The organism is Flagellimonas meishanensis, from assembly GCF_019880545.1.
Lineage (GTDB): Bacteria > Bacteroidota > Bacteroidia > Flavobacteriales > Flavobacteriaceae > Flagellimonas > Flagellimonas meishanensis.
Genome location: NZ_JAINVW010000003.1, coordinates 1,006,768 through 1,031,454 on the forward strand (window position 1 = coordinate 1,006,768; position 24,687 = coordinate 1,031,454).

Annotated in this window: 19 protein-coding genes; 15 read left to right on the forward strand and 4 right to left on the reverse strand. The window is 44.1% G+C overall.

Annotation, left to right across the window (positions count from 1 at the left end; translation table 11 throughout):
- Nucleotides 1-178: 178 nt before the first annotated feature.
- The 8 genes from nagB to K7G75_RS12555 all read left to right on the forward strand — a co-directional run bounded on the left by nagB (nucleotide 179) and on the right by K7G75_RS12555 (nucleotide 12,741).
- Nucleotides 179-2,095 carry a glucosamine-6-phosphate deaminase gene (gene nagB / locus K7G75_RS12520; protein WP_222984582.1) on the forward strand — a complete coding sequence of 639 codons (1,917 nt, stop codon included), beginning with the start codon at nucleotides 179-181 and terminating at the stop codon, nucleotides 2,093-2,095.
- A gap of 13 nt (nucleotides 2,096-2,108) precedes the next feature.
- Complete coding sequence (locus tag K7G75_RS12525; RefSeq protein WP_222984583.1) at nucleotides 2,109-5,090, forward strand: SusC/RagA family TonB-linked outer membrane protein; 2,982 nt, start codon at nucleotides 2,109-2,111, stop codon at nucleotides 5,088-5,090.
- A 16-nt stretch (nucleotides 5,091-5,106) separates the two neighbouring features.
- Nucleotides 5,107-6,438 carry a RagB/SusD family nutrient uptake outer membrane protein gene (locus K7G75_RS12530; RefSeq protein WP_222984584.1) on the forward strand — a complete coding sequence of 444 codons (1,332 nt, stop codon included), beginning with the start codon at nucleotides 5,107-5,109 and terminating at the stop codon, nucleotides 6,436-6,438.
- Nucleotides 6,439-6,528: 90 nt separating this feature from the next.
- The gene (locus K7G75_RS12535) at nucleotides 6,529-8,025 is read left to right on the forward strand and encodes a glycoside hydrolase family 10-like protein (protein WP_222984585.1); all 1,497 of its coding nucleotides are present in this window, start codon (nucleotides 6,529-6,531) and stop codon (nucleotides 8,023-8,025) included.
- Nucleotides 8,026-8,131: 106 nt separating this feature from the next.
- Nucleotides 8,132-9,406, forward strand: coding sequence for an MFS transporter (locus K7G75_RS12540; protein WP_222984586.1), 1,275 nt, complete (start codon nucleotides 8,132-8,134; stop codon nucleotides 9,404-9,406).
- The gene (locus tag K7G75_RS12545; protein WP_222984587.1) at nucleotides 9,399-11,003 is read left to right on the forward strand and encodes a glycoside hydrolase family 3 protein; all 1,605 of its coding nucleotides are present in this window, start codon (nucleotides 9,399-9,401) and stop codon (nucleotides 11,001-11,003) included. The genes K7G75_RS12540 and K7G75_RS12545 overlap by 8 nt, the downstream gene beginning before the upstream one ends.
- Nucleotides 11,000-11,665, forward strand: coding sequence for a class I SAM-dependent methyltransferase (locus K7G75_RS12550; protein ID WP_222984588.1), 666 nt, complete (start codon nucleotides 11,000-11,002; stop codon nucleotides 11,663-11,665). The genes K7G75_RS12545 and K7G75_RS12550 overlap by 4 nt, the downstream gene beginning before the upstream one ends.
- Nucleotides 11,662-12,741, forward strand: a complete 1,080-nt coding sequence (locus K7G75_RS12555; protein WP_222984589.1) for an anhydro-N-acetylmuramic acid kinase — start codon at nucleotides 11,662-11,664, stop codon at nucleotides 12,739-12,741. The genes K7G75_RS12550 and K7G75_RS12555 overlap by 4 nt, the downstream gene beginning before the upstream one ends.
- On the opposite strand, the gene K7G75_RS12560 is transcribed toward K7G75_RS12555, so the two are convergent.
- Nucleotides 12,738-13,946 (reverse strand): multidrug effflux MFS transporter, encoded by a 1,209-nt coding sequence (locus tag K7G75_RS12560; protein ID WP_222984590.1) that lies wholly within the window; start codon nucleotides 13,944-13,946, stop codon nucleotides 12,738-12,740. The genes K7G75_RS12555 and K7G75_RS12560 overlap by 4 nt on opposite strands.
- Before the next feature lie 179 nt (nucleotides 13,947-14,125).
- Here K7G75_RS12560 and K7G75_RS12565 point away from each other — a divergent pair, with 179 nt between their 5' ends.
- From K7G75_RS12565 to K7G75_RS12575, 3 genes are all read left to right on the forward strand, one after another.
- Nucleotides 14,126-15,187, forward strand: coding sequence for a Gfo/Idh/MocA family protein (locus K7G75_RS12565; protein ID WP_222984591.1), 1,062 nt, complete (start codon nucleotides 14,126-14,128; stop codon nucleotides 15,185-15,187).
- A gap of 104 nt (nucleotides 15,188-15,291) precedes the next feature.
- On the forward strand, nucleotides 15,292-15,612 hold the full coding sequence (locus tag K7G75_RS12570) for a GIY-YIG nuclease family protein (protein WP_222984592.1): 321 nt from the start codon (nucleotides 15,292-15,294) through the stop codon (nucleotides 15,610-15,612).
- Between the two features lie 76 nt (nucleotides 15,613-15,688).
- Nucleotides 15,689-16,486, forward strand: coding sequence for a hypothetical protein (locus tag K7G75_RS12575; RefSeq protein ID WP_222984593.1), 798 nt, complete (start codon nucleotides 15,689-15,691; stop codon nucleotides 16,484-16,486).
- 4 nt (nucleotides 16,487-16,490) lie between these two features.
- Here the strand turns inward: K7G75_RS12575 and K7G75_RS12580 are convergent, their stop codons facing one another.
- From K7G75_RS12580 to K7G75_RS12590, 3 genes are read right to left on the reverse strand one after another with little or no spacing between them, the layout of a single operon-like run.
- The gene (locus tag K7G75_RS12580) at nucleotides 16,491-18,032 is read right to left on the reverse strand and encodes an acyl-CoA carboxylase subunit beta (protein WP_222984594.1); all 1,542 of its coding nucleotides are present in this window, start codon (nucleotides 18,030-18,032) and stop codon (nucleotides 16,491-16,493) included.
- Between the two features lie 5 nt (nucleotides 18,033-18,037).
- Entirely contained in the window at nucleotides 18,038-19,480 is a 1,443-nt protein-coding gene (gene accC, locus K7G75_RS12585; RefSeq protein WP_222984595.1) for an acetyl-CoA carboxylase biotin carboxylase subunit, read from the reverse strand.
- 3 nt (nucleotides 19,481-19,483) lie between these two features.
- Nucleotides 19,484-19,972 (reverse strand): acyl-CoA carboxylase biotin carboxyl carrier protein subunit, encoded by a 489-nt coding sequence (locus K7G75_RS12590; protein WP_222984596.1) that lies wholly within the window; start codon nucleotides 19,970-19,972, stop codon nucleotides 19,484-19,486.
- A 194-nt stretch (nucleotides 19,973-20,166) separates the two neighbouring features.
- On the opposite strand from K7G75_RS12590, the gene udk reads away from it, so the two are divergent.
- From udk to scpA, 4 genes are read left to right on the forward strand one after another with little or no spacing between them, the layout of a single operon-like run.
- Nucleotides 20,167-20,787, forward strand: a complete 621-nt coding sequence (gene udk, locus K7G75_RS12595) for a uridine kinase (RefSeq protein WP_222985028.1) — start codon at nucleotides 20,167-20,169, stop codon at nucleotides 20,785-20,787.
- Nucleotides 20,778-21,110 (forward strand): FtsB family cell division protein, encoded by a 333-nt coding sequence (locus K7G75_RS12600; RefSeq protein ID WP_222984597.1) that lies wholly within the window; start codon nucleotides 20,778-20,780, stop codon nucleotides 21,108-21,110. The genes udk and K7G75_RS12600 overlap by 10 nt, the downstream gene beginning before the upstream one ends.
- Nucleotides 21,103-22,482 carry a methylmalonyl-CoA mutase subunit beta gene (locus tag K7G75_RS12605; RefSeq protein WP_222984598.1) on the forward strand — a complete coding sequence of 460 codons (1,380 nt, stop codon included), beginning with the start codon at nucleotides 21,103-21,105 and terminating at the stop codon, nucleotides 22,480-22,482. Before K7G75_RS12600 ends, K7G75_RS12605 begins: the two co-directional genes overlap by 8 nt.
- Complete coding sequence (scpA, locus tag K7G75_RS12610) at nucleotides 22,475-24,553, forward strand: methylmalonyl-CoA mutase (protein ID WP_222985029.1); 2,079 nt, start codon at nucleotides 22,475-22,477, stop codon at nucleotides 24,551-24,553. Before K7G75_RS12605 ends, scpA begins: the two co-directional genes overlap by 8 nt.
- Nucleotides 24,554-24,687 lie beyond the last annotated feature (134 nt).

The window sequence follows — 24,687 nt, forward strand, 5'->3', positions numbered from 1 at the left end:
GTGTGCAAAGTTAAATAAATCTTAAATCCTGCATCAATAACAGCAAAATACGGCAAAAATTGATGACCAGAGAATAATTTTTGAAAAAAAATTGCATTATATTGCATATCATGCCGTTTTTTATCTACATTTGATAAAGTAACTTCGATATTTTGCAAGAACACTATATTGATTTTCCATGATAGAAAACTATCCAGAGACACAGAGGTTCGAAAAAATACGTACCATAATCCATGAAGATTCCAATATGGCCTCACTTTTCGTGGCCAATGAGATTGCTAGCTTAATCAATGAAAAACAAAAGCGAGGTGAGAAAACTGTCATTGGACTTGCTACCGGTTCCACCCCAACCAAGGTCTATGATTATCTAGTAAAATTCCACAAAGAAGGAAAATTGACCTTCAAAAATGTGGTCACCTTTAATCTGGATGAATACTTCCCGATGGAACCAGACTCTATTCACAGTTATGTCAGGTTCATGAACGAACATCTTTTTGACCATATTGACATAGATCGCAAAAACGTACATATTCCAGATGGGAGCCTTAAGGCCGATGAGGTGCGACAGTATTGTATGGATTATGAGGAAAAAATTCAGAATGTTGGGGGAATCGACATTCAAATTCTCGGTATTGGACGCACAGGGCATATTGGGTTCAATGAGCCTGGTTCTTCCCAGAACAGTAAAACCAGGCTTATCCGTCTGGACAGGATCACTCGTTTGGACGCGGCAAGCGATTTCTTCGGTGAAGAAAATGTACCAAGAAAGGCCATTACCATGGGTGTTGGCACTATTATGGGTGCCAAACGAATCATTCTCATGGCTTGGGGTGAGGGGAAATCGGCCATCATTAAGGAAGCTGTGGAGGGAAAGATCAAAGAATCCGTGCCCGCTACCTTTCTGCAGCATCATGAAAATTGTGATTTTGTACTTGACGATGCCTCCGCCTCCTCGTTGACCCGTATAAAAACACCATGGCTGGTATCCGATTGTGAATGGGATGAAAGGCTCATCAAAAGGGCATCGATTTGGCTTTCCGAAAAATTGGGCAAGGCCATTTTGAAGCTCACCAACGAGGATTACAACGAGTATGGAATGGGGAACCTCGTCGCGGAAATTGGTTCTGCCGAACAAATAAATCTTACAGTGTTCAACCATTTACAGCGTACCATAACGGGATGGCCCGGAGGTAAGCCGAACGCAGACGACAGCCAACGACCTGAAAGGGCTTTACCATTTCCCAAGACTTCCCTTATTTTCAGTCCACATCCCGATGACGATGTTATCTCCATGGGAGGCACTTTGCTCAGGCTCGTGGACCAAGGCCATGATGTGCACGTGGCGTATCAAACTTCGGGCAATATTGCCGTTTTTGATGACGAGGTGATCCGTTTTCTGGATTTTGCCACCGATGTCCAGCAAGACAACAAAGAACTCAAAAAGAAGTTTAAGGAGGTACGGACCTTTTTGGCATCCAAAAAACCAGGTCAGGTAGATAGTGATCAAATACAACAGTTCAAAGGCTTGATCAGAAAGGGAGAAGCTTTGGCGGCTTGCCGTTACTGTGGTATTCCGGAAAAGAATGCCCATTTTCAAAACCTCCCCTTTTATGAAACAGGGGCTGTCCGCAAAAAACCCTATTCAGAAAAAGATATCCAGATTACTTATGATTTGCTAAATAAACTAAGGCCACATCAAATATTTGCTGCTGGAGACCTCTCGGACCCACACGGCACACACCGGGTCTGCTTGCAGGTAATCTATGAGACCATTGACCGATTTATGAAGGAAGGAGCCGAGTGGATAAGGCACTGCTATGTTTGGCTCTACCGAGGCGCATGGCAGGAATGGGAAATTGCGGACATGGAGATGGCCGTTCCCATTGGCCCCAAGGATATGGATCGGAAAATCAATGCCATTTTCAAGCATCAGTCCCAAAAGGACAGTGCGATGTTTCCGGGACACGATGAACGGGAATTTTGGCAGCGCGCCGAACAAAGAAACAAAGAAACCGCTAACCGATATAATGCCCTTGGCATGGCCGAATATGAGGCCATCGAAGGGTTCGTTAGGTATAACTTCAACATTAACTAAAACTGACTTATTTATGGGAAAACTTCACAAAAATGCAGGAAAAACTAGGTTCCGGCTACTGTTGGTCCTTCTATTGGCGATAACGCCGGTAGCTTTTGGACAAAGCCAGTACACCTTTAACGGAACCGTCACCGAAAGTGGTACAAATGTGCCTATTTCCGGGGCTTCGGTATATGTTCAAGGAACCGCTTTTGGGGCCGTTAGCGATTTTGATGGTAATTACAATTTTACGGCCAACTTGGATTCCGGGTCATACACGTTGACTATCAGTTCAATTGGCTTTTCTACCCAAAACTTAAGTGTTGATTTGGGCAGTAGTTCCACTATTTCAAACGACATTGTGCTTCAAGAAGACCTCTTAAGTTTAGATGAGGTAGTAGTAACCGGAACGGGTGCGGGAGCCAACAAAAGAACTTTGGGAAATGCCATTTCCACAATCAGATCCGAGGAACTCGTAAACAACGGGGCAATTGCGGTTGATCAGGCCATCTCCGGTAAAATTTCGGGTGCCTTGGTACAACAAAACTCGGGTGATCCCGCAGGAGGCATCAGCATCCGTTTGCGAGGACCCAGTACTGTTCTCGGAAATTCAGATCCATTATACATTGTGGACGGAATCATTGTGAGCAACTCAAGTAATAGCAATGATCTTGTTGATTTGGGAGGAAACTCACAAAACCGTTTGGTGGATCTAAACCCCAACGACATTGAACGTATTGAGGTAATAAAGGGTGCTGCGGCAGCAGCTATTTATGGATCACGGGCAAGTAATGGGGTGGTTCAAATCTTTACCAAAAAAGGACGGGCCGGTGATCCCAAGTTCAGCTTTTCCACAAATGTACGCATCAATGAACTTCGAAAGGAAATTGATTACAACACCGTTCCCCTGGCTTGGATGGACCCTTTTGACAGAACAAATCTAGAGACGACCCCAGTCCAACGTTTCAACTATCAAGATGACTTCTTCGAATCTGGTTTTGGCATCGAGAACAACTTATCCGTTTCCGGAGGTAATGAGAAAACTACATATTACATTTCAGGTTCTTTTTTGGACAATGAGGGGATTATCAAGAACACCGATTTTCAAAGAATCGGTTTCAAAACAAATATCACCCAAAAAGCATGGGATTGGTTGGAGATCAATGCTGGTCTAAATTTCACTCGCAGTGTTAGCAACGATGTGCCCAACGGAGGTATCAATGCAGCTTACGGAGCTATTACAGGTTTTGTTTTTAGCGATAACTCTGTGAATCCAGATCCAGACGAATCCGGGGTTTATCCTGTCACATCATTGTTGGTTCCCAGGACCAATCCCTTGGAGGCAGTAAACAGATTTGACTTTGGCCAAAAAGTCAACCGTGTGATTACGAATATTGGATTAAATGCAGACATCACAAAGAACTTAAAAGCTAACTATTTGTTGGGGCTCGATTTTTACAATCAATCGGCTACGGCGTTTATTCCAATAAACAACACCTCCCCTAATGGCGATGGTTTTGCGAGAAGGGCGGACATCAACAGCTTTCAGTACAATAGCGATTTAAATCTGACATATCAAATCCCTATTAACGAAGATATCCAGTCCACAACAACGTTGGGTGGATCCTGGCAATATGAAGAGTTTGACAGAGTGGCTATTGAGGCCGATGGTCTTGCTCCAGTGGTCGAGGTAGCGTCAGATGGTAGTATCTTGGCCCAGGGAGAAACCCGTTCACAAATTTCCTATTGGGGCTCTTTTTTACAACAGTCTTTTAGCTTTAGGGATAAACTTTATTTAAATGGTGCGATACGGCTTGATGGGGCCTCTACTTTTGGAGAGGATGAGCGCAATCAACTATATGCCAAGGCCAGTGTCTCTTATGTGATTTCTGAAGAAGATTTTTGGCAAAATACATTTGGTGATGCTTTCAATACCTTTAAAATAAGGGGGTCTTGGGGACAAGCAGGTAACTTGACCGCATTGTCTGCATTCCAAAGATTTACGGTATTAAATCCATCATCAATCAATGGTTTACCCAGTCTGATTTCAGATACCCAACAAGGCGACCTCAATATAGCTCCTGAAAGACAAGAGGAAATTGAATTTGGTTTCGATGCTGGATTGTTAAATAATCGTTTAGGTATTGAATTTACCTACTACAAGCAAGATGTTTCCGATTTATTGCTTCCTCGTGAACTTGCACCTTCCGCGGGCTTTAATTCAAGGATTGAAAACGTTGGAGACTTGGAAAACAAAGGTATTGAATTGCTTCTACGAGGTGTGCCGATAAAATCGGATGATTTCTCATGGGATGTTACGGCAACATTCTCTAAAAATGAGAACGTAGTGACCAATGTCGCTGGGGGAGGACAGTTTGCCTTGGCAGGGAGTTTTGCCACCAACTTTGTAATCGAAGGTGAACCTTTGGGCGTATTCTACCGCCAATTCTATGCCCGTGATCCCGATGGAAGTATTTCATTGGATGAAGATGGGTATCCGTTTAGGGGAACCACAGAAGATGGGGAAGGTTCGAAAGTCATAGGAGATCCCAATCCCGATTGGTTTGGTTCGTTGATCAACGAGTTTACCTATAAGAATTTCAAGCTCAGGATACAATTGGATGCCGTACAAGGCTTCGATGTCTTTAACTGGAACCGACGACTTTTGGACAATGTGATTTTTGGTGGAGGGTCCAATGTCGGTGAAGAACTTTTAGGAAATAGACCCAAAGGCTTTGGGGGTGCCCAAGCCGGTATTTTCGAGGAATTTGTGGAAGATGGTTCATTTGTGAAATTAAGGGAGTTGGCCTTGAGTTATAACTTTAAACCTCCTATCGATCATATTGACAATGTCCAGCTGAGTTTAGTTGGAAGAAACTTAATTTCCTGGGACGATTATAGTGGATGGGATCCGGAAATCAACACCCCGGGACAAAGCAATGGAGTTAGAGGCTTCGATTTTGCCGGTGTACCCATTCCGAGGACTTATCAATTGGGAATCAACGTAAGTTTCTAAATCAAAAAAAAGTACAATGAAAAACTATATAAGATTATTTATCATTTGCATTTCACTTACTTTGGGATTGGTGTCCTGTGAAACCGATTTTGAAAATCCCAACGCCGCTACGGAAGATCAAGTATTCTCTTCACGCGAAGGTATCTTTGCTGCGGCAGTAGGTTTACAACAGCTCTACTCCACTACCGGTATTCGCTGGATTGTGGAAACACCTGCCGTAACCACCCGTGAGGGAGGCATCACCACAACATTTCAGAACATGATTGAATTGGAGGATGGAGGCACTGCATTGCCAAATTTTAATTCCAACGTGCAGGGTTTGTGGTCCACTATGCTAAGGGTCATCAAAATTGCTGAGGATATCGAGGCCAACGCCAACACGATTGAATTGGAAGCAGGCACACAAAGTGGCCTTATTGCACATGCAAAACTGTTTAAGGCAATGGCGATTGGCAGCTTGGCCCAAAACTATGAACAGGTAATTGTAGAAACCAGCAATGACAACGATGCAAGCTTTGTTTCCAGAACGGAGGGATTCCAAACCGCTATCACCCTGTTATCCGAAGCAGCTACCCAAATAGCCGCTACTGCCCCGTCATCGGAATTCATCAATGGCATAACATTGGGCAATATCGATTTGCCAAATACCATTGCAGCGATGACAGCCCGGTACAATCTTTTTGCCGGAAACTATGATGCTGCCATTTCCGCTGCAAATTCGGTTGATCAGAGTGTCACTTCAATCTTTGCATACGATTCACAGAACCAAAATCCCATTTGGGCAAGGGTTATCCAAAACGATGCACCTAATTTTAAACCTAGGGATAATTTTGGGCTTCCAGCGGAATTTGTGTTTGATCTTGCGGATGGTCGATTGGCATTCTATTTAGTTCCTTTGGATGAAACCAATCAAAATGGACTTCCAATTGAGGACATTTCAGGATTTTTTAATGAAATTACAGAGCCTATCCCTGTCTATTTGCCCGATGAGATGAACCTTATCATTGCTGAGGCCAATTTGCGCTCGGGATCACCCAACTTGGGTGCTGCAACCGCTGCTTTGAACGAGGTGCTCACGGACACCGATGATCCTTTTGATGTAAATGCAGCTGTGGGAGCGTATGCTGGGCCCAATACAGTTGATGATTTACTTGATGAAATCTATAAAAACAGAAGGGCTGAGCTTTTCCTAACCGGAATGAGTTTAGAGGATAGCCGAAGATTTGGAAGACCACAACCCAGTGGAGCAGCAATGAATTATGACGAAGAACGCAATAGGAATTTTTATCCGTATCCGGATTTGGAGCGAAACAGCAATCCAAATACTCCTGATGACCCTTCAATTTAACAACAAATTATTTTGAGTTGGTGTTAGTTTTAATTTAATCCAAGCGAAAGGCCTACTTTTAAACCAATTGTAGGCCTTTTTTATAATCCTATGCAAAAAATCGCATACATACTTCTCCTTCTTTTTTTGGGTGCCTGCGGGGCACATAAAGTGCCTGAAGAAGAACTCAGGGGGGTATGGGTCGCTACCGTGGTCAATATTGACTGGCCAAAAAATGCACAGGACGGCGGCACCAAAAAAAAAGAGGACTTTATCAAAATATTGGATTTTTACCAAGATTTGAACTTCAATGCAGCCATTGTCCAAATCCGCGCAGCGGGAGATGCCTTTTACCCTTCCAACCTGGCTCCTTGGTCCAAATATCTAAGTGGCAAGGAAGGAAATCCGCCACAGGATTTTGAAAACCCCTTGGAATGGATGATTGACGAAACCCATAAACGAGGCATGGAATTCCATGCCTGGCTCAATCCCTATCGCGCAACATTCGACCTGGATACGCTTGCTTTGGATGCCTCCCACGACTTTTATCAACACCCCGATTGGATGGTGAAATATGGCAAAAAGTATTATTACAATCCAGGATTGCCAGAGGTACAGCAAAAATTTGTGGAGGTTGTGCAAGAACTTGTCACAAAATATGAGATAGACGCCATTCATTTTGATGATTATTTTTATCCCTACAAAATTGAGGGGGAAGTTTTTGATGATGCCGCTACTTTTGAGACATATGCCCTGCCCGAACAGTCCTTGGACGATTGGCGCAGGAGCAATGTGGATTCTTTGGTAAGTAAGGTGTATGCAACCATTAAAAAAAACAAACCTTGGGTGCAGTTTGGAATAAGCCCCTTTGGAGTTTGGAAGAACAAGAGCACCGACCCTAAAGGGTCGGATACCAATGCGGGACAAACCAATTATGAGGATTTGTACGCCGACCCCCTACTCTGGTCAGAGAAGGGCTGGTTGGATTATCTGGCACCGCAGGCATATTGGAGCATGGACTATGCGCCGGCCTCGCATAGAAATGTTGTTTCCTGGTGGTCTCAAAATCTGGAAAAGACCCATCTTTATATAGGAAATGGAACATACAAGATAAAGAACAACAAAGACAAAGCGTGGAAGAGAAAAAATGAGATTCCCAAACAACTGTCCTTTTCCAGTGAACAAAACAATGTTAAAGGCAATATTTTTTTCAGCGCAAAATCATTGATTGGACAGCATGAAGGCATTACCAAAAAGTTGAAGCGAAAGTTCTATCGCTATCCAGCCAAGAACCCGCCACCTTTAAATAAATTGCAGCGAACAGTGACCGAACCAATGGTAAAAAAAATAACCAGGAACAAAAACAGCTTGGAATTGACCATAAGGCATCTTGATTCCATTCCGCGATTTGTGGACTATTATGCCATGGATAAATCCAAAACAAAAGAAAACCTATTGGAGCGTTGTTATTTATCAGCGGATCAAAAAGAACTGGTCACCAAATTGATCATGGCCAAAAAAAGACTAAAAAATGGTATAGGCATCAGTATTAGCGATGTATATGGCAATGAAAGTGCCATGGTGCCCATCAACCTTGAAAAAGAATGATCATGCGGGGTATGCTAGTCCAACTTTTGGAACTTCCCCGCATTTCGACAGTGATAGAGAAATCGGAAAAAAGCATGTATCAGAACCTATTAAAAAGCCCTAAATAATGGTTGAAAAGGACAAAGGCGCCTGGGGATGGATTCCGACCCTATATTTTACACAGGGAATTCCGTATATAATGGTGGTCACTGTTTCGGTGATCATGTACAAAAGACTTGGTATCAGCAATGTGGATATAGGTCTGTACACCAGCTGGTTGTACCTTCCCTGGGTAATTAAACCCCTGTGGAGCCCAATAGTGGACCTAAGGGGCACCAAAAGAAATTGGTTTCTGGGGATGCAACTCGTAGTGGCGCTTGCATTTCTTGGCATTGGCCTATTCTTGCCTTCCAATGCCTTTTTCACCATAACATTGGCCTTTTTCTGGATGGCAGCCTTTGCTTCTGCCACCAACGATATTGCCTCGGACGGTTACTATATGATTGGCCTAACGCAGAAAAAACAATCCTTTTTTATTGGATTACGAAGCACTTTTTATCGTCTGGCCATGGTGACCGGACAGGGGCTCTTGGTCATTCTGGCCGGATTTTTGGAGAATCTGTACGGCGACAACACCAAAGCGTGGTCCATCACCATGATATTCACTGCCCTTCTGATGTTGCTACTGACGATAACAAACTTCTTTGTGGCGCCCAAGTACGAATCCAACAATGAAAAAGTGACCAAAAAACCTGAAAGCTTCATTCAGGTTTTCACCAGTTTTTTTGAAAAGAAACAGATTTGGGTGGCCTTGCTCTTTATCCTTACCTATCGTTTGGGAGAGTCCCAATTGGTAAAAATGGCTTCACCTTTTCTCTTGGACAAACTGGAGGTCGGGGGATTGGCGTATTCCACAGAGGCAGTAGGCACCATTTATGGCACTTTTGGGGTGATCATGCTCTCGCTTGGGGGCATTACAGGAGGCATTTTAATTTCTAGGGATGGCCTTAAAAAATGGATGTTGCCCATGATGTTGGCACTGAACATTCCCAATGCACTGTATGCCATCTTAGCCTATACCCAATCCACCAGCCTTGTTGCAGTGGCGGGCACTGTGATTTTGGAGCAATTTGGATACGGGTTCGGATTTGCGGCTTTTTTGATTTTTCTCATTTATATTTCCGAGGGAATCTCAAAGACCTCCCACTATGCCATTGCCACGGGTTTTATGGCCCTCGGGATGATGTTGCCCGGAATGCTGAGCGGCTACATCCAAGAATGGCTCGGCTATGATGGATTCTTCCTTTGGGTAGTACTGGCAGCGATACCGGCCTTTGTGGTGCTTAGGTACTTGCAATATCCTGCGGATTATGGCAAAAAAATAAATGACTCCGATGAATGAGAAGCTCCAACGATACGGGGACATAAAGGAAACCCTCTCTTTGCATCAAAAAGTGGGGCAATTGTTCATGCCTGCGGTTTTCATCAACGATTCCGATGAGGAAATCCAAAAAATGGAGCATCTAATTCAAAAATTCCATATCGGCTCACTTTGCTTTTTCCATAGTCGTGCGAGTGCCGCCACCAATTTTGAAGGAAAGAAAAAAATTGAATATAACGCAAAAAGCCTCGACCGGCTCAAGCAACTCATCGCCCGTTATCAAAAAGCGTCCAAAATACCTCTTTTGATTGCCATTGATGCGGAATGGGGACTGGCCATGCGGGTTGAAGAAACGCCACAGTACCCCTATGCCATTACCCTAGGCGCTTTAGAGCATAAAAATGAACTCATTCATGATGTGGCCCGGAACATTGGTATGGATTGCAAGGACGCTGGGATTCATTGGAACCTCGCCCCTGTGGTCGACATTAATAGCAATCCAGATAATCCGGTCATTGGTTATCGTTCCTTGGGTGACGACAAGGCCAAAGTGATTTCAAAAGCTGAGGCTTTTATTGCAGGAATGCGCACAACCGGGATCTTGAATTCATTGAAACATTTTCCAGGACATGGGGATACGGCCATCGATTCGCATTTGGGGCTTCCCGTTATCAATAAATCTCTGGAAACGCTGAAAGAAAATGAGCTTGCTCCCTTTCAACAGCTTATAGACCGAGGAGTGGATTCCATTATGGTAGGACATATGTCCCTGCCACAATTGGATGGCAAAAATCCCACAACTGTTTCTACCACTATAATACAAGGTTTGCTTAGGGAGGAAATGGGTTTCAAAGGATTGATCATTTCAGATGCGCTGAACATGCGCGCGGTATCCAAACTATATCCTGAAAGGGGCCAGCTTGAAGCTGCTGCCTTTGCCGCGGGAATGGATGTGTTTTGTTTTAGTGAGTTTCCAGCGGATGGCATACAAAAAATAGTGGCATCTGCCTCTAAAGAAAGGATTGAAGAAAGTTTCAAGAGGGTGTGGGGTCTTAAGGAAAATGTATTTCTAAAAGCCCCTTCTGCGAGTACTTTGAAAAGAAAAGATCATTCAAGGCTAAACAAGAAAATAGCGAAGGGCGCCATCACCGAGCTATTTGGAAGCCCAAAAGCTGTCAAAGAAATTTCTTCCAAACATTTCATGAACCTATCGTTGGAAAATGGGAAAAATAATTTCTTCTCCACCAAAATACACAAAGCCTTCGGCCAGAAGAAGTGGGATATGAATGGAAATCTCGATGCAATCAAGGCCGCATGGAATGGATATGATCTTGCGGTTTTGGCACTTTTTCCCTTCGCCGTGAAACCAAAGGATCGGTTTGGGTTCAAGATTGAAGAATTAACCCTCATACGACGTTTGGTCCAGGAAAAAAATACCTTAATCTATCTTTTTGGCAATCCCTATGCGCTGGACATCCTTGGACTACCGCCCACCTCCAACGTGGTTTTGGCGTACCAGGACTTCCCAGAATTCCAAGAGGTTGCCTTTGACCATTTCCAAGGCATTCAAAAAGCCAAGGGCAAATTACCTGTCACATTAAAAACAAGGGAATCATGAAATCCAACATTATAGATTCATGGAAAAAGAATGCATCAGAATGGATCAAGGTCATCCAAAACCAAGACATACCTTCCCGAAAATTTACCAATAAGGCCATTGAAGAAACCATAATAGGAATTAAGGGCAAAAATATGGTGGATATTGGATGTGGCGAAGGTTGGCTTGTTAGAAAAATGGGAGCCTTGGGCTGGCAGGCCACAGGATTGGATGCCATACCGGACCTTGTTGACGAGGCAAAACGTAAAAGCAAAGATTCATTTTATGTGTTCACCTACGAAGATATCATAAGTGGAAAATCAATTCCCAATGGTCCTTTTGATGTGGCAACCTTCAATTTTTGCATTTATGCCAAAGAAGGATTGCAACCGCTGTTAAAGAATACATTGGCCCAACTTGCCACAAAGGGCACCCTGGTGATCCAAACGCTTCATCCATATTTTTTAATGGCCAATGCACTTGTCTACAAGAGCCAGTGGCTTCAGGATTCTTGGAAAGGCCTGCCAGGAAACTTTGAGGACGGCCATACCTGGTACGCGCGGACCATGGAAGATTGGATCGCTGAAATTCAACAGTTGCCAAACACAGATTTTGAAATTAAGGAAGTCATAAACGATGAGGGGAAACCCATATCATTGATTATTAAAATAAAAAAACAATGAGCATATACAAAGTCCTAGGTTTAATGTCCGGCACCTCACTGGATGGATTGGACATGGCCTATTGTCACCTGTGGGAACAGGACGGACGCTGGAGTTTCGATATAAGGAAAGCCAAGGATATCCCCTATTCCAGCGAAATGCGGGAATATCTTAAAAACGCCATCCATCTCTCCGAGAAAGACCACCTGCAGCTCCATAAAGACTATGGCGTTTGGCTAGGAGAGCGGGTAAACGAATTTCTGGATGAATTCCATGAGGAAGTCGATTTTGTTGCCAGCCATGGACATACCTCCCATCACAGGCCCGAAGATGGCTTCACGTTTCAATTGGGAGATGGACAGTTTTTGGCCAATACCTGTGGCATGCAAGTGGTCTGCGATTTTAGGACCAAAGATGTTTCTTTAGGTGGGCAAGGGGCCCCCTTGGTGCCGATTGGGGATCAATTGTTGTTCTACAACTATGATGTTTGTCTCAACCTGGGAGGCATAAGCAACATATCTTTTGAAAGAAATGGAAAACGAATCGCCTACGATATTGGCTTGGCCAATATGCCCTTGAACCACATCACCCAAAAAATGGACCTGGCCTTTGATGAAGATGGAAAAATTGCCCGCACTGGACAATTGGACCACGATTTGCTCCAACAGCTCAATGATTTGGCGTATTATAAACTTCCCTATCCCAAATCCACTGGTTATGAATGGTTTATTGGTGACATTGTGCCCCTTATAGAAAATTCAAGAACTTCGGAAGCGGACCTGCTCCACACGTTTATCCACCACAACTGCGAGCAAATTGCCTTAGCGGTCAAAAAAAATAACATCAAATCCGGAAATAAGCTCTTGGCTACCGGAGGTGGTGCCATGAACTCTTTTTTTATGGACGTCCTGCAAGAAAAATTGGGTCCGTCAATAAGCGTGGAAGTTCCAGGCAAAAAACTGATAGCCTACAAGGAAGCCCTGGTTTTTGCCCTAATGGGGGTGTTGCGTTTACAAGGGGAAACCAATGTACTGAGTTCTGTTACCGGTGCCTCGGAAGACTCCTGTAGTGGTGAGGTATTTTTTCCCGAAGGTTAGGCAGTAGCCACTTTTTTCGTTTTTTTCGCCAATCGGAACAGCAATAGGGAAACCAATCCACAAAGGCCCAATCCCGCAAAAAGGGGCCAAACCGTGACATCCACAAAATTTCCAATAAAAGTGGCAATGGGTATGGCCAGTATCGTGGACACAAAACCATTTATGGCGGCACCGATTCCCGCTATATGTCCGATGGGTTCCATGGCAATGGAACGATAGTTCCCCCACATAAATCCAAGGCAAAAGAACTGTAAGGAAAGGAAGGTGATTAAAACAAATATGCTGGGATTCGGGGAATTCAGGAAAACCAATGCGTAGAAAAGTCCAATCAAGGTAAAGGCACAAGTGGCCATCCAGGAAAGCTTCCGCATTCCAAAGCGCATCACCAAAGTTCCGTTCAAGAGTGTGGACAGACCAATGGAAATGGCCAGTCCCGCAAAAATATAAGGAAAGCTATCTTTCAGGGTGTATTGATTTTCAAAAATATGTTGCGCAGCACTGAGGTATACCAAAAATGATCCAGTAACCAATCCGGATATGAATGTAAACACAACGGTTTCCCTATACTTTACAAATTCCTTAAGCCCATCAACAAAAACATGGCTCGAAATGGGTACCTTATACTCCGGCCGTAGGGTCTCGCCTTGTCTTCTCCAAAACCAAAGTGCGGTCAACAAAGCGAAAAGGAGCTGGACATAAAAAATGGCCTCCCAGCCAAAATTGTCCAGGATGATTTTTCCAATGGCCGGCGCCACTACCGGGACAAGTATAAAAAATGCCACAACAAAAGAAATCACCCGGGCCATGTAATCGCCTTTATAGGTATCCCTAATGATGGAAATAGCGATGGTCCGTGGAGCTGAAAGCCCCATTCCCTGCAAAATTCTACCAAATACCATCACCTCGAGCGAGCTTGCCCCCAAGCAAATTAAACTTGCAACGAAAAAGAGTATGAACCCGGCATAGACCATAGGTTTTCTGCCATAACAGTCCGATAAAGGTCCGAAGAACAACTGCCCCACACCAAGTCCCAAAAAAATCATGGTGACCAGCATTTGGTTGTCCGTGGGATTCAGGCTGTTGATGGTCACCCCAATATCGGCAATGGCTGGTAATATGGCATCTATTGCCAAGGCCACGATGGACATTAGTGCTGCCATCAAGGCAATAAATTCAAAGTTGGGCTTCTGGGCTTGCTTTTGCATGGCGCAAAAGTAGTTATCCCATTTGCATTCATGAAGCTTTTAAGATTTTATTATCGTTACCAAACTGATTATGGGGATTCGCAATAATTCTGGTCTTAATGGTGGATGCTGTAATCCGATTGGATATTCCTTTCTTAACAAAAGCATAGTTGGCTATCTTTATACTCAATCCTAATGAAATGAATCCGTTAAGAACTTTGGTTGTGGGCTGTGGCAACATGGGAACTTCGCATGCACGAGCCTATCAAAAGTTAAAGGGTTTTGAACTTGCAGGCTTGGTAAGCCGAGGTAACGAAAGCCGTGAAAGATTGGCCAAGGAGCTTGGCGGGATTCCCACTTTTTCAGATTATGAACAGGCATTGAAGACTACCCGGCCCGATGCGGTATCCATCAACACCTATCCCGACACCCATCATAAATTTGTGGAGATGGCTTTATCATCCGGAGCCCATGTTTTTGTGGAAAAACCATTGGCCCTGACGGTGAAGGAGGCAGAGCACCTGGTGCAATTGTCCCGTCAAAAACAAAGAAAGCTGGTGGTTGGGTATATTTTGAGGGTCCACCCAACCTGGACAAAATTTATAAAAATGGCCCAAAATCTTGGAAAGCCATTGGTCATGCGAATGAACCTGAACCAGCAGAGTTCTGGGCAAGCATGGTATACCCACAAACAGCTTATGAAGTCCATGTCACCCATCGTGGACTGCGGTGTACACTACGTGGATGTCATGTGTTCCATGACCCAATCGCGTCCAATCAGCGTTTCGGCCATAGGCATACGTATGACCAAGGAAATTGATCCTGCCATGTACAACTACGGACAGCTACAGGTAAAGTTTGAGGATGGTTCCATAGGTTGGTATGAAGCGGGTTGGGGTCCCATGATGAGCGAGACCGCTTTTTTCATCAAGGATGTTATTGGGCCCAAAGGAAGCGTTTCCATCAATGATATGGACAAAGGAGCCTCCAAAGATATTGAGGGGCACACCAAAACTGGAAACCTTCGACTACATCATAGTGCATTGGATGTCCATGGCAACTTTGTCAAAAAAGATGAAATCATCGATTCGGGAGATGAACCTGACCACGATGGTCTTTGCCTATTGGAACAAGAATTTTTTCTGCGTGCCATTCTAGAGGACTTGGACCTGACCAACCATTTGAATGATGCCATAAACAGCCTTAAAATTGTGTTAGCCGCTGATGAATCGGTCAGGACAGGGAAAACCGTCCCACTTTAAGAAAGTGCATTATCTTCGATGTTAGGTCGAGCGCAGTCGAGACCCCAATAATTTTTCATCTATCTTGGGTGTCAGGTCGGGCGCGGTCGAGACCTCTTTCAGGTATGAAATTCTATTATGTCTATATCCTCCTTTGTGCCGATGGCCATACCTATACGGGCATCACAGATGATATGGCCCGTAGGTTTGCTGAACACCAAAACGGGCTAAACAAAACCGCTTTCACTTACCGAAGAAGACCTGTTAAGCTCATTTTTCAACAAGAATTTAATGACGTACTGCAAGCCATCTATTTTGAAAAGAAAATCAAAAGATGGAGTGCGCAAAAAAAATTGGCTTTGGCCAATGGAAATTTGGATTTGTTACAGATTTTGGCTGAATGCCGAAATGCTTCGCATTATAAGTATAGCCCTGACCAAGATTGAGGTCTCGACTGCGCTCGACCTGACAAAACTTCATAATGACAGAATATTACTTATTTTTAGAAAGTAAATTCTAACCATGGTTATAAAATTTATTGAATCCACTTATGATTCCGTAAAGGATAAGCTCAAAAACCCATTTTATGGAACTCTGTTTGTTGTTTGGGTAATCCGAAACAGGGAGTTTATCTATAATGTCTTTTTTAATGAGGATTGTACTTCAGATCAACGACTTGAAATAATTAGGTCTCACTTTTTAAACTGGGATTCTTTGCAAAGTTTTATTGAAACCATTTTTATCAGTTTGGGATTGATGGTTTTAATTTATGCCTCCCTAAACCTATCTAGATTTATTGTGGAGTTCTCCGAAAGAAAGTTAAAACCATGGATTCAAAAGCTTTTTAGCTCAACTAGCATCGTGAGTAGAGAAGATTTTCAAGCCATGGAAAAGGAACGTGATTATTTTCAAAAGAAATACTCTGAAGAAAGAATAGAAAAAATAGGACTTCAAAGAGAGCTTGACCAATTACAAGAACAAAAAATCATAAAAGTAGACTCCCCTCAAAATTCATCTTCAACAGAAAACTTTAAAGCAAGAAACGATTCAGAAAATAAAGCAAAAAAGATAGTCGATAGATGGAAAAGGCTAAGACCAAGCTATTTTGAAGATTTCAAAACGCTTATGAAACATGATCATAACAAACTAACTGTCAGTCTGATAGAAAGTACAATGAAAGACTTAGCCTCAATACGGGAGTTCAAGGACAAAGGAATTATCGAGACAATCGATCACAACAACTTTTATTATTACAACTTCACTGAATTTGGGGATGAATTCGTTCATTATGTTTCCAACATGCTTTCTGAAAAAACTTAAAATTTCACAACGGAATATTCCCATGCTTTTTCTTCGGTGGTTCCACCTGCTTTTTCTCGAGCATGGCAAAAGCTTTCAGCAGTTTGCGCCTGGTCTCTTTTGGAAGGATCACCTCATCAATAAATCCCCTTTGTGCCGCTCGATATGGATTGGCAAATTTTTCCGCATACTCGGTCTCTTTCTCCTTCAATTTGGCCTCAGGGTCTTCCGAATCAGCAATCTCCCTCCTAAAAATGATCTCGCTGGCCCCTTTAGCCCCCATTACGGCAATTTCGGCCGTGGGCCATGCAAAATTGAAATCCGCACCAATATGCTTGGAGTTCATTACGTCGTAAGCACCTCCATAAGCCTTCCTTGTGATCACAGTGACCCGGGGCACGGTAGCTTCACTAAGGGCATACAGTAATTTGGCCCCATGCACGATGATCCCATTCCATTCCTGGTCCGTTCCAGGCAAAAATCCGGGCACATCCACCAACACCAGCAGTGGGATGTTGAATGCATCACAAAAGCGGGTAAACCGTGCCGCTTTTTTGGAACTGTTGACCCCCAATACACCAGCTAGGAACATGGGTTGGTTGGCAATGATCCCGATACTCCTGCCCCCCAATCGGGCAAATCCCACAATGATGTTTTCTGCATAGTCCTTATGAATTTCGTAGAAAGAATCTTCATCTATTATTCCACGAATCACATCATGCATGTCATAAGGCTTGTTCGGATTATCCGGGACGATAGCAGAGAGTTCTTCCCTAAGTTCCTCGCCCAAAACGCAGTCCTTCATGCTTGGGCGTTCCCTATTGTTTTGGGGCAAATAGTCCAGCAGTTTTTTGATGTCATCCAAACAAGAAGCATCATTGGACGACGTCTTGTGTGCTACCCCGGATTTTATGGCATGGGCACTTGCGCCCCCCAGTTCTTCGGAGGTAACCTCCTCATTGGTGACCGTTTTTACCACATTGGGACCGGTAACGAACATATAACTTGCGCCTTCCACCATAATGATGAAGTCCGTCATGGCCGGGGAATACACCGCCCCACCCGCGCAGGGCCCCATGACCGCCGAAATTTGCGGTACCACCCCAGAGGCTTGGACGTTCCGATAAAATATATCGGCATAGCCGCCTAGTGATCGCACACCCTCTTGGATACGTGCGCCCCCGGAATCGTTCAATCCAATAATGGGTGCTCCCACTTTCATGGCCAAATCCATCACTTTACAGATTTTCTCTGCATGGGTTTCCGAAAGTGCCCCGCCAAAAACGGTAAAATCCTGGGCATACACATAGACCAATCTGCCATGGATGGTTCCATAACCAGTAATGACGCCATCACCATAGTAGATTTCCCTGTCCATACCAAAATCTGCCGTGCGGTGGGTAACCAATATGCCCATTTCCTCAAAGGAACCTTCATCCAAAAGATATTGTATGCGTTCCCTTGCAGTCAGTTTTTTCTTTTGATGCTGCTTTTCAATCCGCTTTTCGCCCCCTCCCAAATGGGCTTGGGCAACCAGTGCTTCTAACTTCTTCAGTTTATCATCCATTAAAATCAGTTTGTTGGCAGTTTTACGATTTTTTTGTCCTCATGATATTGGTACAGGGCCATCATTGCAGCAATTTCGGCTTCCACAATTGCCTTCTCTTGGATTTTCTGTGGTGAATAATGGTCTTTCACAAAGTGGGTATCGAACTTTCCGGAGCGAAAGGCTTCATGGGCCATTACAAAACTTCCAAAGGGCAATGTGGTCTGAACCCCTTTGACCTTATAATTGCGAATGGCATCCAACATCAATTCTATTGCCTCTTCCCTCGTTTTTCCGTAGGTGACCAGTTTGGAAAGCATTGGATCGTAGTAAATGGGGATGTCCATGCCTTCCTCAAAACCGTTGTCCACCCGTATTCCTTCTCCCTCCGGTAATCGGTACACTTCCAGATTACCAACACTGGGAAGAAAATCGTTCAAGGGATCCTCGGCATAGACCCTAAGTTCCATGGCATGCCCGGTTATTTTCAATTCTTCCTGTTTCATGGGCAACACTTCTCCCCTCGCCACCTTGATCTGGAGTTCAACCAAATCGACACCCGTAATCATTTCCGTGACCGGGTGCTCCACCTGCAAGCGGGTGTTCATTTCCAGAAAATAGAAGTTTAGATCGGCATCCATCAGAAATTCCACGGTTCCAGCTCCCACATAATCGCATGCTTTGGCCACTTTGGTTGCCGCCACTCCCATTTTCTCCCGTAATTCTGTGGTCAAAATGGAGGACGGTGCCTCCTCCACCACTTTTTGGTGCCTACGTTGTACACTGCACTCCCTTTCAAAAAAGTGGAGCACATTGCCATGTGTATCGGCCATTACCTGTACCTCGATGTGGCGCGGAGAGGTGACATATTTTTCCACAAAAACGGAACCATCACCAAAGGCGGAAGTAGCTTCACTGATGGCACGCTGCATCCCGGATTCCAAATCGGCTTCTTTTTCGATGATTCGCATACCCTTGCCCCCTCCCCCGGCAGAAGCTTTGATAAGCACGGGATATCCAATTTCATTGGCGATTTTTTTTGCCTTTTTTACATCGGTGATGGCTTCATCGATACCTGGCACCATTGGGATGCCATATTTTTTTACGGCCTCCTTGGCGGCCAATTTGCTTCCCATGATTCGGATGGCCTTGGATTTGGGTCCGATGAAAACCAATCCATTTTTTTCGACAGCTTCGGCAAAATCCGCATTCTCGCTCAAAAATCCATACCCTGGATGAATTCCATCGACATTAAGCTGCTTCGCCACCTCTATAATTTTATCTCCTCGCAAATAGGATTGGTTGGATGGGGCCTCACCAATGCACAAGGCTTCATCGGCGAACCGCACATGTGGTGCGTTCCGGTCCACCTCCGAAAACACTGCCACGGTCCGAATGCCCATCTTTTTTGCGGTTTTCATGACCCGCAGGGCTATCTCCCCGCGATTGGCAACCAAAATTTTCTGCATAACCTACTGTTCAAATTCTATTAGAAGTTGTTTTTTATCCACAGCCTCCCCTTGTTTGACCGCTATTTTTTTTATGATACCATTTCTTGGTGAAGTGATAATATTCTCCATTTTCATGGCCTCCAAGACCAATAGTTGATCTTCTTCTCTCACTTCTTGACCGACTTTGGTGAAAATATCCAAAATCAGTCCCGGCATGGGCGCCATGATCGAATCGATATTTTTTGAGCCATTGGAAGCAAAGCCCATTTGCTCGATTAGCGCACCCAAAGGGTCATTTATGGTGACGTTATGCTCGTTTCCATTAACGGAGACTGTGTAGCTTCGCGAGGTGAAATCGGATTTTAGGATTTTAAGGTGATAGGAAACCCCATTCTTCAACAAATGAAAATTTGCATTCCCTGTTTTGATAAGGTCCAATGCGGAAATATCTTTTTTGGCAAGTTGAAAATCCAGGCTGTCGTCCACACGGATTCTATAGGATTCTTCCATATAAATAGTGCAATGGGTTATTTCCCTAAATATAAGGTTAATGTGAGAAATCCATGCAAAGCTATCTTCAATAACTTTTTAAGATTATGATAAAGGTCATTCGATTTTTAATTATTCCATGCTAACTATGCATTGGCATGCAAAAAAGGCTCAAATCTTCCCAATTGCTTACTTTTGGGATTAAAATCATCATTATGTTGATCATTGGGATTGCAGGGGGCACCGGTTGTGGAAAAACCACGGTTGTCAACCAAATTGTGGACCAACTGCCCAAGGAGGAGGTATGCATCATCTCACAGGATTCCTATTACAACGACCTGTCGCACTTAAGCATTGAAGAACGGGGAAAAATCAACTTTGACCATCCCAACTCCATAGATTTTGACCTGCTGATTTCGCATTTAAAACAATTGAGAAAGGGAGAATCCATTGACAAACCCATGTACTCCTTTGTTGAGGAGACCCGATTAGAGAAAACCGTTCGGATACATCCAAAAAAAGTGGTCATAGTTGAGGGCATCCTAGTCTTGAGCAATCCCCAGCTTCGGGACATGTTCGACATTAAGATCTTTGTCCATGCTGACAGCGATGAGCGACTGATCCGCAGATTGCAGCGCGACATCCGCGAAAGGGGCCACGATCTGGAAAAAGTCCTCACACGATACCAAACTGCCGTTAAGCCCATGCACCAACAGTTTATTGAACCATCCAAAGAATTTGCGGACATTATTATCCCAAACAACCATTACAACAAAGTTGCGGTGGATTTGGTAAGGACCATTATCAACAACAATTTGGGAAAACCATGGGATTGAAACAATTGAAAAGCAAAAAGTGGTTCAAGGTAATGACCAATATGTATGTGCTGGTCCTGACCATTTTTGTTATCTGGATGGCCTTTTTTGATACGAACTCCCTGTTGATTCATCTTGAACTCAGGAATGAGATAAAGAAATTGGAAAAGCAGAAGGAATTTCTTCAGGACGAAATTGCCAAGGACAAGGAAATTCTGGAAAAAATGTCGGATGAAAACGAATTGGAAAAACTGGCACGGGAAAAATATTACATGAAGAAGGAAAATGAGGAGATATTCCTTATTGAGTTTGAAGACAGCATAAAGAACAAAAACAATGAGTAGCAAAGGTTTGTTTAGTGAGTTCCCCGATGTATCCGCCAAACAGTGGAAGCAGAAAATCCAAATGGATCTAAAAGGTGCAGACTACAACGACAGTTTGGTATGGGAATCCTTGGAGGGAATCAAAGTAAAGCCTTTTTACCATGCCGAAGACCTGAAGGCGCTGGGAGACTATCAGCTTCCAAAAGGGCATTCATGGCGAATTGCGCAAAGCATATATGCCAGTGATATGGAAAAAGCCAACTCAAAAGCACTGGAGGCACTGGATAAGGGTGCGGAAAGCCTAATTTTCACCATTCCCGATGAAGAGACCAATTTTGAGAAGCTCCTAGCCAAAATCGACCTGGAATCTGTGCCGGTTCACTTCAATTTTGAGTTTTTGGCTGTTGCGCCGATAAAAAGATTGCTATCCAATTTAGATGGGAAAAAAGGAGAGTCCCATCTAAACATCGATATCATTGGAAATTTGGCCAAAACCGGAAATTGGTATCATAAGCTGGAAGAGGACCACAAACTATTGGCGGAGTTATATAAATCCGCTCCTTCAAACAACAAAGTTTCGTTGGCAAGTGTGGATTTGGGGCTGTACCAAAATGCAGGAGCAAACATGGTACAGCAATTGGCCTATGCCATGGCCCATGCCCATGAATATTTATCCCATTTTAAACAGCAAAGTACCTTTCCAATAACTTTCAAGGTTGCCGTTGGCAGCAATTATTTCTTTGAAATCGCCAAATTACGGGCGCTTCGTTGGCTTTGGAGAACCCTTGCACAAACCTATGGCGTAAGCAATGATTGCCACATCTTGGCATATCCCACCAAAAGGAACAAAACACTTTATGATTACAATGTGAACATGCTGCGCACCACTTCCGAATGCATGTCGGCCGTACTGGGCGGCGCCGATACGGTATGCAATTTGCCCTACGATGCCATTTACCACAAAGACAACGAATTTGGGGATCGCATTGCCAGGAACCAGTTGCTGTTGCTCAAGGAAGAAAGCCACATGAACGAAGCGGCCCAAATCTCGGAAGGAACTTATTACGTAGCATCACTTACAGAGCAATTGGCAGAAAAAGCATTGGCACTTCTAAAACAAATTGAAACTTCTGGAGGCTTTTTGGATGCAATCAAAAAAGGAACCATACAGCAAAAAATAGCAGAGAGTGCCAAAAAAGAACAACAACAATTTGATGAAGGGCAATTGATTCTGGTGGGCACCAACAAATTCCAGAATCCGGGTGACCGCATGAAGGACAATATTGAACTATATCCTTTTGTAAAAACCAAGCCGAGAAAGACATTGATTGTGCCCATCATCGAAAAAAGATTGGCCGAGGCTACCGAACAAAAAAGATTGGATGATGAGTAGAAAAAATCTTCAAAATATATCGCTTTCTTCCTATGTTCAATCGAGCGCAGTAGAGACCCAAAATCCCGAATGTTTCAACTTTGCAGCGGGTATAGCGCCTTTTCTTAGGGGGCCCTACTCCACCATGTATGTCCAAAGGCCATGGACCATAAGGCAATATGCCGGTTTCTCCACCGCAGAGGAAAGCAATGCTTTCTACCGAAGAAACTTGGAAGCCGGACAAAAAGGGCTTTCAGTTGCATTTGACCTGCCCACGCATCGTGGTTATGATTCCGACAATGAGCGCGTGGTTGGTGATGTAGGCAAAGCTGGGGTAGCCATTGATTCCGTGGAGGACATGAAAATCCTTTTCGACGGCATTCCATTGGATCAAATGTCCGTTTCCATGACCATGAATGGGGCAGTCATACCCATTTTGGCGTTTTATATCGTTGCTGCGCTCGAGCAGGGTGTTTCCATGGAAAAACTTGCTGGAACCATTCAAAATGATATCCTTAAGGAGTTCATGGTAAGGAATACCTACATCTACCCCCCCACACCGTCCATGCAATTGGTTGCCGATATTTTTGAATTCACGAGCAAACATATGCCCCGCTTCAATAGCATTAGCATTTCTGGATATCACATGCACGAGGCAGGAGCTCCCGCTGCCATGGAACTGGCCTATACCCTGGCAGATGGGGTCGAATATATCCGTACGGGAATCAAAGCCGGGTTGAAGATTGATGAATTTGCCCCTAGACTTTCATTTTTCTGGGGTATCGGCATGAACCATTTCACCGAAATCGCCAAAATGAGGGCAGGCAGGATGCTCTGGGCCAAATTGGTAAAGCAATTTGAACCAAAAAACGAAAAGTCCCTAATGCTCCGCACCCACAGCCAGACAAGCGGCTGGAGCTTGACCGAACAAGATCCCTTCAACAATGTGGCCCGAACCACCATTGAGGCCATGGCAGCCGTTTTTGGCGGAACACAGAGCCTTCATACGAACGCATTGGATGAGGCAATTGCCCTTCCCACCGATTTTTCTGCCCGAATAGCTCGAAATACACAGATTTACCTTCAGCAAGAAACTTACATTACAAAAACCGTGGACCCATGGGCCGGAAGTCATTTAGTGGAAAAATTGACCGATGAAATAGCCCTGGAAGCCTGGAAACTTATTGAGGAAGTCGAAAAATTGGGCGGCATGACCAAGGCCATTGAAACGGGAATCCCAAAAATGAGGATTGAAGAAGCCTCAGCCAAAAAGCAAGCCCGCATCGATAGTGGCCAAGAAGTCATAGTGGGGGTAAACAAATATCGATTGGACCACGAAGACGACCTTCAAATACTGGAAGTGGACAATACCAAAGTGCGGCGTCAACAAATGGAACGATTGCAACAAATAAAATCGACGAGGGATACAAAAGCGGTTAAGGATGTTTTGTACGCGATCAGAGTTGCTTCCAAAAAGGCATTGGAAAATGCCAATGACCGCGAAAATTTGTTAGCTTTAGCCGTAGAGGCGGCCAAAGCACGGGCCACGTTGGGCGAGATCAGTGATGCCATGGAAAGTGCCTTCGGTCGTTACAAAGCCAAAATCCAATCATTTACAGGAGTGTATTCCAAAGAAATAAAGAACGATACAAGTTTTAAAAAGGCCCAGAAAATGGCTGATGATTTTGCGGACCAAGAAGGTCGGAGACCGCGGATCATGGTTGCCAAAATGGGTCAGGATGGTCACGATCGGGGAGCCAAAGTTGTGGCAACGGGCTATGCCGACCTGGGTTTTGATGTGGATATAGGACCCTTGTTCCAAACTCCTTCCGAAGTTGCCAAACAGGCCATAGAGAACGATGTGCACATCCTTGGAATCTCGTCACTGGCGGGGGGCCACAAAACCTTGGTCCCAGAAGTGGTGGCGGAACTCAAAAAATATGGAAGGGAAGATATCGTGGTCATTGTGGGCGGTGTGATCCCAAAACAAGATTATGGATATCTTCTGGACAACGGTGCTGCAGCTGTTTTTGGGCCTGGCACAAAAATAAGTGACGCAGCCATTGAAATCCTTACTATTTTAATGGATTGATGCCCCTAACAAGCTTTTGTCCAAATGTTTAACTTTCTTTAACGTAAAAAGCGCCTGTTATTCACTTGCTGTTAACAAAATACATTTTTTGGCATCTTAAATAATCGTATTTTTAGCCCCTAACTTACTATGAA

Coding starts and splice junctions, on each gene's coding strand:
- K7G75_RS12555 (WP_222984589.1), top strand. CDS start 11,662: ATGAGCATATACAAAGTCCTAGGTTTAATGTCCGGCACCTCACTGGAT.
- accC (WP_222984595.1), bottom strand. CDS start 19,480: ATGCAGAAAATTTTGGTTGCCAATCGCGGGGAGATAGCCCTGCGGGTC.
- scpA (WP_222985029.1), top strand. CDS start 22,475: ATGAGTAGAAAAAATCTTCAAAATATATCGCTTTCTTCCTATGTTCAA.
- K7G75_RS12550 (WP_222984588.1), top strand. CDS start 11,000: ATGAAATCCAACATTATAGATTCATGGAAAAAGAATGCATCAGAATGG.
- udk (WP_222985028.1), top strand. CDS start 20,167: ATGTTGATCATTGGGATTGCAGGGGGCACCGGTTGTGGAAAAACCACG.
- K7G75_RS12525 (WP_222984583.1), top strand. CDS start 2,109: ATGGGAAAACTTCACAAAAATGCAGGAAAAACTAGGTTCCGGCTACTG.
- K7G75_RS12575 (WP_222984593.1), top strand. CDS start 15,689: ATGGTTATAAAATTTATTGAATCCACTTATGATTCCGTAAAGGATAAG.
- K7G75_RS12590 (WP_222984596.1), bottom strand. CDS start 19,972: ATGGAAGAATCCTATAGAATCCGTGTGGACGACAGCCTGGATTTTCAA.
- K7G75_RS12600 (WP_222984597.1), top strand. CDS start 20,778: ATGGGATTGAAACAATTGAAAAGCAAAAAGTGGTTCAAGGTAATGACC.
- K7G75_RS12580 (WP_222984594.1), bottom strand. CDS start 18,032: ATGGATGATAAACTGAAGAAGTTAGAAGCACTGGTTGCCCAAGCCCAT.
- K7G75_RS12570 (WP_222984592.1), top strand. CDS start 15,292: ATGAAATTCTATTATGTCTATATCCTCCTTTGTGCCGATGGCCATACC.
- K7G75_RS12605 (WP_222984598.1), top strand. CDS start 21,103: ATGAGTAGCAAAGGTTTGTTTAGTGAGTTCCCCGATGTATCCGCCAAA.
- K7G75_RS12540 (WP_222984586.1), top strand. CDS start 8,132: ATGGTTGAAAAGGACAAAGGCGCCTGGGGATGGATTCCGACCCTATAT.
- K7G75_RS12530 (WP_222984584.1), top strand. CDS start 5,107: ATGAAAAACTATATAAGATTATTTATCATTTGCATTTCACTTACTTTG.
- nagB (WP_222984582.1), top strand. CDS start 179: ATGATAGAAAACTATCCAGAGACACAGAGGTTCGAAAAAATACGTACC.
- K7G75_RS12545 (WP_222984587.1), top strand. CDS start 9,399: ATGAATGAGAAGCTCCAACGATACGGGGACATAAAGGAAACCCTCTCT.
- K7G75_RS12565 (WP_222984591.1), top strand. CDS start 14,126: ATGAATCCGTTAAGAACTTTGGTTGTGGGCTGTGGCAACATGGGAACT.
- K7G75_RS12535 (WP_222984585.1), top strand. CDS start 6,529: ATGCAAAAAATCGCATACATACTTCTCCTTCTTTTTTTGGGTGCCTGC.
- K7G75_RS12560 (WP_222984590.1), bottom strand. CDS start 13,946: ATGCAAAAGCAAGCCCAGAAGCCCAACTTTGAATTTATTGCCTTGATG.